This is a genomic window from Burkholderia sp. TSV86 (genome assembly GCF_001522865.1).
GTDB lineage: Bacteria > Pseudomonadota > Gammaproteobacteria > Burkholderiales > Burkholderiaceae > Burkholderia.
The window spans coordinates 19,434-30,827 of sequence record NZ_LOWB01000107.1; the positions used below are offsets into that span (position 1 = coordinate 19,434).

5 protein-coding genes, 1 tRNA gene and 4 pseudogenes are annotated in these 11,394 nt (G+C 62.8%); 5 read left to right on the top strand and 5 right to left on the bottom strand.

Annotated features, from left to right (window positions below; translation table 11 throughout):
• Window positions 1-182: 182 nt before the first annotated feature.
• Window positions 183-1,082 carry a DMT family transporter gene (locus WS68_RS19365; RefSeq protein WP_059572288.1) on the bottom strand — a complete coding sequence of 300 codons (900 nt, stop codon included), beginning with the start codon at window positions 1,080-1,082 and terminating at the stop codon, window positions 183-185.
• Between the two features lie 280 nt (window positions 1,083-1,362).
• On the opposite strand from WS68_RS19365, the gene acs reads away from it, so the two are divergent.
• The 4 genes from acs (at window position 1,363) to WS68_RS19385 (ending at window position 6,065) form a co-directional block, all read left to right on the top strand.
• Window positions 1,363-3,345 (top strand): acetate--CoA ligase, encoded by a 1,983-nt coding sequence (acs, locus tag WS68_RS19370; RefSeq protein ID WP_059572289.1) that lies wholly within the window; start codon window positions 1,363-1,365, stop codon window positions 3,343-3,345.
• A gap of 154 nt (window positions 3,346-3,499) precedes the next feature.
• Entirely contained in the window at window positions 3,500-3,871 is a 372-nt protein-coding gene (locus tag WS68_RS19375; protein WP_059572290.1) for a DUF4212 domain-containing protein, read from the top strand.
• Window positions 3,865-5,880 carry a sodium:solute symporter family protein gene (locus WS68_RS19380; protein WP_059572291.1) on the top strand — a complete coding sequence of 672 codons (2,016 nt, stop codon included), beginning with the start codon at window positions 3,865-3,867 and terminating at the stop codon, window positions 5,878-5,880. The genes WS68_RS19375 and WS68_RS19380 overlap by 7 nt, the downstream gene beginning before the upstream one ends.
• 95 nt (window positions 5,881-5,975) lie before the next feature.
• A tRNA-Ser gene (locus WS68_RS19385) sits at window positions 5,976-6,065 on the top strand.
• A 720-nt stretch (window positions 6,066-6,785) separates the two neighbouring features.
• On the opposite strand, the pseudogene WS68_RS26575 reads toward WS68_RS19385, so the two are convergent.
• Together WS68_RS26575 and WS68_RS19395 are read right to left on the bottom strand one after the other, a co-directional pair.
• A pseudogene (locus WS68_RS26575) lies at window positions 6,786-7,007 on the bottom strand (DDE-type integrase/transposase/recombinase); the annotation flags it as partial.
• A 52-nt stretch (window positions 7,008-7,059) separates the two neighbouring features.
• Window positions 7,060-9,534, bottom strand: coding sequence for a phosphocholine-specific phospholipase C (locus tag WS68_RS19395; RefSeq protein ID WP_059572293.1), 2,475 nt, complete (start codon window positions 9,532-9,534; stop codon window positions 7,060-7,062).
• Window positions 9,535-10,386: 852 nt separating this feature from the next.
• Here WS68_RS19395 and WS68_RS28480 point away from each other — a divergent pair.
• Window positions 10,387-10,579 (top strand): annotated as a pseudogene (locus WS68_RS28480) (IS3 family transposase); the annotation flags it as partial.
• A 44-nt stretch (window positions 10,580-10,623) separates the two neighbouring features.
• Here the strand turns inward: WS68_RS28480 and WS68_RS19400 are convergent.
• Both WS68_RS19400 and WS68_RS29045 read right to left on the bottom strand, forming a co-directional pair.
• Window positions 10,624-11,165: pseudogene (locus tag WS68_RS19400) on the bottom strand (IS66 family transposase); the annotation flags it as partial.
• A 22-nt stretch (window positions 11,166-11,187) separates the two neighbouring features.
• Window positions 11,188-11,394: pseudogene (locus WS68_RS29045) on the bottom strand (hypothetical protein); the annotation flags it as partial.

An 11,394-nucleotide genomic window follows, 5' to 3' on the forward strand; every position in this document is an offset into this window, starting at 1 on the left:
TTTTTTGGAAAAAAGCGCGTTATTGTAACGCGTCGGCCGGCATCGAGGCGGCGCGGCGCGTGTGGCGTGCGCCGGGCGGGGATAGCTGCAACGGCGGCTCACGGCCGGCTCTACGCGGGCTCGAACGGGCTGGGCGCCGGTCCGGCGCGTTGGCTCGGTGGGGGGGGCGGCTGCGCAGCCGCTCAGGGCGACACGCGCGGCGAGCGCCTCACGCGCAGGCTCGCGAGCACGATGCCCGCCACGACGCACGCGAGCGCGAAGCCGTGCGCGAGCGTCGGGCGCTCGCCGAGGAATGCGATTCCGTAGACGGCGGCGGCGATCGGCAGCACCGCGCTGAACACGCCCGCGAGGCTGCCCGGCACGTAGCGGATGCCTTTCATCCACAGCCAGAACGAGAAGATGCTCGCGGACAGCCCGTACCAGACGACAAGCGCCCAGATGCCTGCCGGCACGCTGGCGTAATCGAAATGCCACAGCGCGCCGGCGCCGAGCGGCAGCATCAGCAGCAGGCCGAACAGGTGGGTGTAGGCGCAGATGTCGATGGGCGCGAGCGTTTGCGTGAGGCGCCGCGACAGGATCACGTAGATCGATTCGCAGCAGACCGCGCCGAGCATCAGCAGATTGCCCGCGAGCGAGCCCGCGGGCGCGCCGCCTTCGGCCGCGCCGCTGTTGGCGACATTGATCGTCACCACGCCGACGATCGCGAGCGCGATCGATACGAGCGCGCGTCCATCCGGTTTTTCGCGCAGGAACAGCCATGCGAACAGCGCGACGACCGCGGGGATCGTGCTCGTGATGACGCCTGCCGCGACCGCGCTCGTGCGCTGCACGCCGTTTAGCATCAGCAGCGTGAACATGAAGGTGCCGAAGAACGCTTGCAGAAAGAGGTTCAGCCATTCGCCACGCTTGACGGTGCGCATCTTGACGGGGCTGAACAGCGGCCAGAGCACCGCGTTCGCGACCACGAAGCGCAGGGTGGCGAGAATGGCGACGGGAACGAATACGACGATCGATTTGCCGATGCCGACGTTGCTGCCGACCAGCAGCATCGACACGATGAGAAAGAGGGCGTAGCGATTCAATTGGAGTCCGGAGCGCAAATTCAGCTAGCATTGTGAAACGTGTGCAAACCAGCGTAAAGCGTTGCCGACGCGCGTGCCGCGTAAGTGACGGGTAAGTTCGAGCGGCTATCGTGAGTACGGCCGCGCGGCGTGATGCGATGCAACATTGCGCCGCCCGGTAACCGCGGCGGGCATTGAGGAGACACGCGCATCATGCCGCATCACGCATCAGCCAGCCGTGCACGGCGTGCTCAATCGCGCTGCACGTAGTGAGTGGGTCCATATCATCAAGGGGTAGTCGATGTCTGTGATTGAATCGGTTCTGCACGAACGCCGCCAGTTCGCGCCGCCCGCGGCCCTCGAGAAGGCCGCGGCCATTTCGGGGATGGTGGCTTATCGCGCGCTTGCCGAAGAGGCCGAGCGCGATTACGAAGGATTTTGGGCGCGTCTTGCGCGCGAGACGCTCGAATGGCACAAGCCGTTCAGCATGGTGCTCGACGAGACGAACGCACCGTTTTACCAATGGTTCGGCGATGGAGAGCTGAACGCATCGTACAACTGCCTCGATCGGCATGTCGCCGCAGGGCGCGGTGATCGTGTCGCGGTGATCTTCGAGGCCGACGACGGCGCCGTCACGCGCGTCACGTATGCCGATTTGCTCGCGCGCGTTTGCCGTTTCGCGAATGCGCTGAAAAAGCGCGGCGTCGGCCGAGGCGACCGCGTCGTCATCTATATTCCGATGTCGGTCGAAGGCATCGTTGCGATGCAGGCGTGTGCGCGGATCGGCGCGACGCATTCGGTCGTGTTCGGCGGTTTTTCGGCGAAATCGCTGCACGAGCGCATCGTCGACGTCGGCGCGACCGCGCTTGTCACCGCCGACGAGCAACTGCGCGGCGGCAAGACGCTGCCGCTCAAGCACATCGCCGACGAGGCGCTGGCGATGGGCGGCTGCGATGCAGTGAAGAGCGTGATCGTCTACCGTCGCACGGGCGGCAACGTCGATTGGCATGAAAGCCGCGACGTCTGGATGCACGAACTCGTCGCGAACGAATCCGACGCGTGCGAGCCCGAATGGGTCGGCGCCGAGCATCCGCTCTTCATCCTGTATACGTCCGGCTCGACCGGCCGGCCCAAGGGCATTCAGCACAGCACGGCCGGCTATCTGCTGTGGGCCGCGCAGACGATGAAATGGACGTTCGACTGGAAGCCGGACGACGTGTTCTGGTGCACCGCCGATATCGGCTGGATCACCGGCCATTCGTATATCGCATACGGGCCGCTCGCGATCGGCGCGACGCAGGTCGTGTTCGAGGGCGTGCCGACCTATCCGGACAGCGGCCGCTTCTGGAAGATGATCGGTGAGCATAAAGTGAGCGTGTTCTATACCGCGCCGACCGCGATCCGTTCGCTGATCAAGGCGTCCGAAGCCGACGAGGCGGTGCATCCGAAGCGCTATGACTTGTCGAGCCTGCGGATCATCGGCACCGTCGGCGAGCCGATCAATCCGGAAGCGTGGATCTGGTATCACAAGCACGTCGGCGGCGAGCGCTGCCCGGTCGTTGATACTTGGTGGCAGACCGAGACCGGCGGCCACATGATCACGCCGCTGCCCGGCGCGACGCCGACCGTGCCCGGCTCGTGCACGCTGCCGCTGCCCGGCATCATGGCCGCCGTCGTCGACGAGACCGGCCAGGATGTGCCAAACGGCCAGGGCGGGATTCTCGTCGTCAAGCGGCCGTGGCCGTCGATGGCGCGCACGATCTGGGGTGACCCGGAGCGCTTTCGCAAGAGCTATTACCCCGACGAACTCGGCGGCAAGCTCTATCTCGCGGGCGACGGCACCGTGCGCGACAAGGACACCGGCTATTTCACGATCATGGGCCGCATCGACGACGTGCTGAACGTCTCGGGGCACCGGCTCGGCACGATGGAGATCGAATCGGCGCTCGTCTCGCACGAACTGGTTGCCGAGGCGGCGGTGGTCGGCCGGCCTGACGACACCACCGGCGAGGCGGTCGTCGCGTTCGTCGTGCTCAAGCGCGCGCGCCCGGAGGGCGAACAGGCGGCGGCGCTCGCGAAAGTGTTGCGCGACTGGGTGGGCAAGGAAATCGGACCGATCGCGAAGCCGAAGGACATCCGCTTCGGCGACAACCTGCCGAAGACCCGCTCGGGCAAGATCATGCGGCGTCTGCTGCGTTCGCTGGCGAAGGGCGAGGCGATCACGCAGGATACGTCGACGCTCGAGAATCCTGCGATCCTGGAGCAGCTTGCCGAGGTGCGTTGAGCCGTCTTTCCCGGCGTGATCGGCGGCCCGTATTGGTGCAGGCGGGGCCGGCATCACCATTGACGGGCGCGCGGCACACCCGCGCCACCGCCGGAACAAGCCCCTGCGCGGCAATCCCGATTGTCCGCGCCGGGGCTTTTTGCTACACAAGCGCATGGCCGCTTCATCGTCCCCGACGCCCCCGCATCCCGCCGAGCCGCCGCTCGTGCCCGAGCCGCTTGCGCGCGCGCATGCGCACTACTGGCGCTTCAATGTCGCACTGATCGCCGTGTTGAGCGCGATTGGCGCATTGGTCTCGTTTGTCGTGCCGTTTTTCGCGACCGTGCTTGCGCACCTGCGCTTCGCGGGCTTCAGCCTGCCGTTCTATCTCGGCGCGCAAGGCGCGATTCTTGTTTATGTGGCGCTGATCGTCGTTTATATCGTTCTGATGCAGCGCGCCGACAAGACGCTGCGGGGCGCTTACGACGCCTACGCGGCCCGTCAGGAACGCGACGCCGCCGCGCCGACGGACCCCGGCCCATGCTGACGAACCGGCTCGTTCGCGCTTATGCGCTGTATAGCGCAGGCTTCATTGCGTTCGTGCTGCTGCTCGGGCGCATCGAGCGCGCGACGGGCTCCGGCGTCTGGATCGGCTATGTGTTTCTGTTCGTGCCGATCGCGGTTTATGCGGCGATCGGGCTGCTGTCGCGCACGTCGGATCTCGTCGAATACTACGTCGCCGGGCGGCGTGTGCCGTCGATGTTCAACGGGATGGCGACCGCCGCTGACTGGCTGTCCGCCGCATCGTTCATCGGCCTGGCCGGCTCGCTGTACGCAACCGGCTACGACGCGCTCGCGTATCTGATGGGCTGGACGGGCGGCTTCTGCCTTGTCGCGTTCCTGCTTGCGCCATACGTGCGCAAGCTCGCGCGCTACACGATTCCCGACTTCCTCGGCACGCGCTATTCGAGCACGCTCGTGCGTGCGCTCGCGGCGTTTGCGGCGATCCTGTGCTCGTTTGTCTACCTCGTCGCGCAGATACAAGGCATCGGCCTGATCGCCACGCGCTTCATCGGCGTGGATTTCGCGATCGGCATTTTCTGCGGGCTGGCGGGCATTCTCGTCTGCTCGTTTCTCGGCGGAATGCGCGCGGTCACTTGGACCCAGGTTGCGCAATACGTCATTCTGATCGTCGCGATTCTGCTGCCGGTTTCGTTGATCGCGATGAAGCACGGGCTTGGCCCCGTGCCGCAATTCACCTACGGGCAGTTGATGTCGCGTGTCGAGGCGCTCGAGATGCAGGTGCGCGACGCGCCGCGCGAGCGGCAGGTACGCGACGCCTATCGGCAGCAAGCCGCCGAGATCCAGGCGCAACTCGATCGCCTGCCGGCTTCATATGACGATGCGCGTGCGCGGCTCGTCGGCGAGGTGGCGCAATTGCGCGAGCACAACGGGCCGCTGCGCGAGATCCGGCAGCGCGAGCGCTCGCTTGCCGAGTTTCCGCGCGATCCGGCGGTGGCGCGCGCTGCGTGGGAGCAGATGCGTGACGATCTGCTCGCGCGCGCCGCCGACCCGGTGCCGATGCATCAGCCGTTCCCAGCCGCCAATGACGCCGATCATCGGCTGCGCGAGCGGAATTTTCTGGCGCTGCTGCTTTGCTTGTCGATCGGCACGGCGAGCTTGCCGCACATACTCACGCGCTACAACACGACGACATCGGTGGCGTCCGCACGGCGGTCGGTTGGCTGGACGCTGTTTTTCATCGCGCTGTTTTACCTGACGGTGCCGGTGTTGGCGGTGCTGATCAAATACGAGATCTTGTCGAATCTGGTCGGGCTGCCGTTTACCGATCTGCCTGCGTGGGTCACGCAATGGCACCGCTTCGAGCCTGAACTTGTCAGCATCACCGATCAGCTTCGCGATGGCGTCGTTCATTGGTCGGAGATACGGATGCAGCCCGACATCGTCGTGCTGGCGGCGCCCGAGATCGCGGGGCTGCCATACGTGATGTCGGGCTTGATCGCCGCGGGCGCGCTTGCCGCGGCGCTGTCGACGGCGGACGGATTGCTGCTGACGATTGCGAATGCGCTGTCGCATGACGTCTATTACTGCATGGTCGCGCCGGATGCGACGAGCCAGCGGCGCGTGACGATCTCGAAGGTGTTGCTGCTGGGCGTTGCGCTGTTTGCGTCGTATGTTGCTTCGTTGAATACCGGGAAGATTTTGTTTCTTGTCGGCGCGGCGTTTTCCCTTGCGGCGTCGAGTTTTTTTCCGGTGCTGGTGCTCGGCGTGTTCTGGAAACGCACGACGACGCGCGGCGCGGTTGCGGCGATGGTGACGGGGCTGGCGGTGTGCGTTTATTACATCGTGTCGACGTACCCGCTTTTCACGCAGATCACGGGCTTCGCGGGGCCGAGATGGTTCGGCATCGATCCGATCAGCTCGGGCGTATTCGGCGTGCCGGCGGGCTTTGCGGTGGCGATCGTCGTCAGTTTGTTCGATCGGCGGCCGGATGGGTACACGGATGCGCTGGTCGATTACATCCGGCATCCGTGAACCGCTGAGGTTGCGGGCGGCGTGGGCGCCCGTCCTCGCTCAGACGCGATGCTTGGCAGAAGGGCGGCGGAATTTGCTATACTCTCGGTCTTGCTGGAGAGATGGATGAGTGGTTTAAGTCGCACGCCTGGAAAGCGTGTATAGGTGAAAGCCTATCGGGGGTTCGAATCCCCCTCTCTCCGCCAGAGATTAGGCTAAAACCCCGCTGGATGCAGGTTCTGCGGGGTTTTTACTGGCTGGCGACTCACAAACCAGCTAGCAAACGTTAGACGCTAGAAGAGGCGTTTTCACGGTGCGAACGTCCATGGACCTCCAAGGATTCCAGTGGCAAGGATACCGTGAATCGGATGGACTGGGCGTGGGGCGATTTCCACGAGCACCGTCCTTGGGCTTCGCCATGTGCGATACCTTTGGTAAGGGGACGGAGGGAATCAAGCGTCGTGTCGCGTAAGCATCTAGCTCGTTAGGGCGTTCAGGGTGTGCTTGTTCTACCTAACGGCCAAGACTTGTTGCTTACTCGTAGCGCCTCCAGCCCATGAGCCGAACGAGTGTCCGAAAAATAACGGCAATTTTCGATCATCGCGCGTTTGCAATTTTCTATGGCTGCAGCCGCCGGTTGCTGAAGCCGGGCAGCATCGATGTTTTTTCGTCTGAGAGCAGACCGCACACGTCTGATGTTCGGCGTCCCGGCGGTCTTTCCACCTGACAGGATGTCCGTCAACGTAGCGTTTCACGCATGACTTTTCCGGTCTAATCGCGTCAATCGCTCAGGCGACGCCAATGACAAGACGCAAAAAGTCTTTTCTGGCGCGCGCCGCAATCCTAAAAACTCACCTCATACCAACCTTTTGGCATTGGTCATCAGTGCCGGGTAGTAGGCCATCATTTCCGGCAGTTCGGTCCAGACTGCCCTGGTCGCTGTGGCGTATCAATTCGGCTGGCCGCCCTCGACGCCAGAGCGCCATCAGCAACGCATCGGCCACCATCTTTGCATGCATCGTATTGCTCATCGACCAGCCGACGATGCGGCGCGAGTACAGGTCCATCACGGCGGCAACGAACAGCCAGCCTTCAGCCGTCCAGATATAGGTAAAGTCGGCGACCCATTTCTGATTCGGTGCGTCAGCTCAAAGTAGTTGACGCTCTATCGATGGGACGCGTTCATATCATTGCTTACGCTTAAATCGTCAATAGCGTTGGTCCTGCCAGTACCTGATAACTATCGTCGAACAGATACCACAGGTCGTATTGACCCGACTGCAGCGCCGCGTTGCCGCTGCGGCTCCCGAGCATCACCGAGCCGGCGCTGCGCGGCGCGTAAACCCACGCGAGCGACGGATTGCCTGCACCGGGCTGTGTCCCGCGTTTGTAGACGCCGATCCAGTTCTTCGGACTGTGCCGCCACGGTGGCGTCACGTAATCGAAGCGCAGCGTGGCAGAGGACGTACCCTGCGCTGTGAATCTTGGCGTGAACTGGCTGGTGTTGCCGATCGCAGAATCTGTCAGCAGTGTGCCGGTCTGCATCTGCACGCAACCGGCGACGCGACGGAAGTAGGCCACGTCGTCGATCGTACGAATGCTGACATCGTACCAGCCTGCATCGCCCGTCCACACTACATCTTGCGATGCGCCAGCAGCCACGGTGACGGTGGCGTCGGGATTCTTGCCGTATGCGTTGTCGGCGAGCCGGAACACGCATGCTTGGCTGCTATTCGTATTATCGAGCGTGATACGGACGTTGCCATTGCGCACGTCGTAGCATAGCCGGACCTCGGCGGCCGACCCAGATTGACCTGCGCCGATGCCACCGCGCAGTTCCTGCAGGAAGCCGTTCGGACCGTGAATCGTCAGGTCATAGCTGCCGTCAGCGTTCAGCGCGAGCGTGTCCTGCACGCTCGTGCATGCCGCATTTCCGGCAGCGACCGTGTAATGACGAGGCGCGGCGGACACGGTGTCGCGCCGCACCTGCAGGCTGACGCCCGCTTGCCCGGTATTGGTGAATGTCAACCGAACCGTCTTCGCAGAACGGTCGACCTGCCCTGCAACGAAAAACTCGTAGGGCAGCCGGCAGGCCGCGCGGCGATTGCTCGACAACGGCGGCAGCGCCTGCGGATTGGGCGGCGACGCCGACACGACCGGACCGTTCGGGTCCATGTTGCTGCTCGCGATGCCTATCGACGCGTTGCCCTGATCGGGCGTAGAGAAATCGAATGCCGACGTCAAGTCGCCGCACACCGCGCGTCGCCAAGCGGAGATGTTGCTTTCGCGAAGCGGCGTCGCGGCTGTGCCGAAGCGCGTCTCGATGAAGCGGATGACCGACGTGTGGTCGAACACTTCGGAATTGACCTTGCCGCCTTTTGACCACGGCGACACGACGACCATCGGCACGCGCACGCCCAGGCCGATCTGCTGATCGCCCGAAACCGAACCGTCGGATGCCTTGCCGGTATTGCCATTGTAGAACTCCGCGGCAGTACTAACATTCGACTTGCCACTGTTGAGCGATGGGGGCACGGGCGGTGGTACGTGATCGAAATAGCCGTCATTTTCGTCATAGGTGATGAACAGGACCGTACTGGCCCAGACGGCTGGATTGGCCGTCAACGCGTTCAGCACATTGCTGACGTACCACTCACCACCGCTCGTCGCCCATGACGGGTGCTCAGTATACGCATACGGCGCGGCGATCCACGACACCTGTGGCAGCGTGCCGTTGACGACGTCGTCCTGGAGTTGCTTGAACAACCCGGTGTCATAGGGTTTGCCGTTGCCCTTCGGATCGATCTGCGTGCCATTGAGCGCGGGCGCGAGTGGGTCGGTGGCCGCGAGATTCTGATATTGCTTGAAGTTGAGTAGCGTGTTGTCGCCGTAATTACCGTTCCACCACAGATCGTTGGTCTTGCCGGTCGAGTATTCCCCGAAGCCGCTGTTGCGATCGAGGCCCTGGCCCTTGTCCTGGTAGAACTTCCACGTGATACCTGCCTGGTTGAGGCGCTCCGGCAACGTCGTCCAGCTTGCGCCGTATGTATTGTTGTCGATGCTCGGCGACGCGCCGGCGACGTTGCCGCAGCAGCCCGTCCATAGATAGAGCCGGTTGGGATTGGTCGGGCCGAGCAGTGAGCAGTGGTAGCTGTCGCAGACGGTGAACGCCTGCGCGAGCGCGTAGTAGTACGGAATGTCTTGGTTTGTAAAGTACGCCATCGTTTGCCGCGACTTGGCGGGCACCCAGTTGTCGTAACGGCCTGCGTTCCAGGCGGAGTGACCGCCGTTCCAGTCGTGGTTTAGGCCGGCGAAATAGGTATCCGAGTTCTTCGCGCCCGAAGACGACGATGGAGTCGGCCGGAACGGCAACACGTATGAAGTCCCTGTCGGCTGGTACCACACGGGGTAGCCGGTCGACGGCAGGATCACCGGACGCGGATCGCCGAACCCGCGCACCCCGGCGACATTGCCGAGGTAATGGTCGAACGAGCGGTTTTCCTGCATCAGGATCACGATATGCTTGACGTCCTGAATCGTGCCCGTCGTGCTCGCGGCGGGAATAGACTGCGCACGAAGGATGCTTTCCGGCAGCAGGCCGGCCGTGGTGGAGGCACCGACGAGTTTCAGCGTGTCGGTCAGGAATTGACGTCGGGACAAGGTTTTGTTTTGCATGGCCGATCTCGATACGGGTCAGAAGCGTGCGGCGTGGCGGCCGCGCACAGTTGGGCGCGTGGGCGTGACGCTTTCCGGTTGAAAATGGGTTCAGCAGGCAGTCGCGCAGCGCCAGATCGGGGCAGAAGCGGCTGGCGCGGGCGCATCGGCAGGGGCGGCGGATGGTGCCTGGGCCAGTGTGTTCGCTTGCGTGAGCTGGGAGGCAGCCGGCGAACCGGCGTCGTCACCGCCGCAGGCAGCGAGCAGCGCGCAACTGAGGACGGCCACGAGCGCACAGCGCGTCGAAACAAGTGCGCGTCCGGCGTGACGGCCGGGGGGCGCAAGACGCACAATGGCGCGGCCGCCGTCGGGATGGACTGTGTGTCGATTGTGCATCGTGAGACTCCTCTCATGTTGCAGCTTGAGTATCCACCGTCTCGAACGAGATCAGGGTGAGACTCAAACTTATATTCGTTATCCGAAATTTTCATTTCGAAAAATGACATGCGTATGTAAAAAAACGACACGCGTTGATCGGGGGAGATGGGGACGCGAGTGGGTAGGGACCACTGGGATAGCAATTCCCATCCTGTTCTTCGGGCGAGGGTCCGTGAAATTCGTGCGAACGTGACCTCTGGACTTGCTCATTATGTGCCTTCGATGATCCGTCCTGATTTGATTAGGCAGCCTGAATGTCTTTCAATGCTTCCGGATGCCGCATGGCGACACGCCGCAGTGTTCGTGCTGCGCCGGTCGGTTCACGGCATCCCTGTTCCCACTCCTCGAACGTACACGCCAAGACGCCGATCAGTTTCGCGAACGCGCCTTGCAACAGGGGTGCGGACGAAAACTTGGACTAGCTGGAGGTAGTTCATGTACTCGTACGAGGACCTCATGCGAGTGGTTCGGCTCTACTTGAAGTTGGCTAAGTGCATCAGGGCAACCATCAGGCAACTGGGCAACCCGACCAAGAATTCTCTTAAATTCTCTTAAGTCTTGGCATTGCGAATACGAACGGTGCCATGAGTTGCTGGCCACCTATGTCCGTTCGAAGCGTAAGCGCTCGAGCAGCACCGTAGCGGAGGTTGTTGAGGACAGAGATTCGCGACGTTATCGAATAGGCCCGACGTGAGTGATAGACGGCAGCGACGGCGCCACGTTCCAAGGCAGGAGCTCGTCGATACGGTTGATCGGATGATCAGCGATGCGCTTGAGTACATAGGCGAGATACGCCTCGGGATCGAAGCCGTTCAAGCGTGCCCTGTCGATCAGGCTATACATTGCCACCGCACGTTCGCCATCGGAGTCGGCGCCGGCAAACAAATAGTTCCTTCGCCCGAGAGCGACACCGCGCAGTGCTCGCTCGGCGATCAGTTTGTCGATTTACGCACGCTGCAGTAGTAGGCGAGCGCGGCCCAGCGGTTCATCGCGTATCGGATCGCCTGGGTCGTGTCGGATTTCGCAGAGAGCGTGGCGAGCGTCGCTTCGAACCACAACTTCATGTCGCCGAGCAGCGGCACTGCTCGCGCCTGGCGAACGCTATGTCGTTCGTCGGGTGGCTTGCTGCGGATCTGCTCTTCGAGCTCGTAGAGCGTGCCAATCCTAAGCAGCGCCTCTTCGGCGACGGCATTGGGACGCACCGCATGCAGGTCGGCATCCCTAAATGAAGAAAGCTCAGTCCTGAATAACCAACTGCCCGGTCGAGCAGCAGTTCACGAGCGCGTCGTACACGTCGGCGGCCACGTTGATGCAACCGTGCGTCACCTGATTGCGATCGGCCGCATTCACGGATTGGATGCGCTGCGCCCGGCGCTCACTCGGAATGCGGGTCCATACTCGGTGAATGGCATAGACCCCATGCGCGTCACGAGCAAAGGCCAC

Bases quoted from the DNA above. Each gene is read 5' to 3' on its own strand.
- WS68_RS19395 (WP_059572293.1), bottom strand. From the start codon at position 9,534: ATGCAAAACAAAACCTTGTCCCGACGTCAATTCCTGACCGACACGCTG.
- acs (WP_059572289.1), top strand. From the start codon at position 1,363: ATGTCTGTGATTGAATCGGTTCTGCACGAACGCCGCCAGTTCGCGCCG.
- WS68_RS19380 (WP_059572291.1), top strand. From the start codon at position 3,865: ATGCTGACGAACCGGCTCGTTCGCGCTTATGCGCTGTATAGCGCAGGC.
- WS68_RS19375 (WP_059572290.1), top strand. From the start codon at position 3,500: ATGGCCGCTTCATCGTCCCCGACGCCCCCGCATCCCGCCGAGCCGCCG.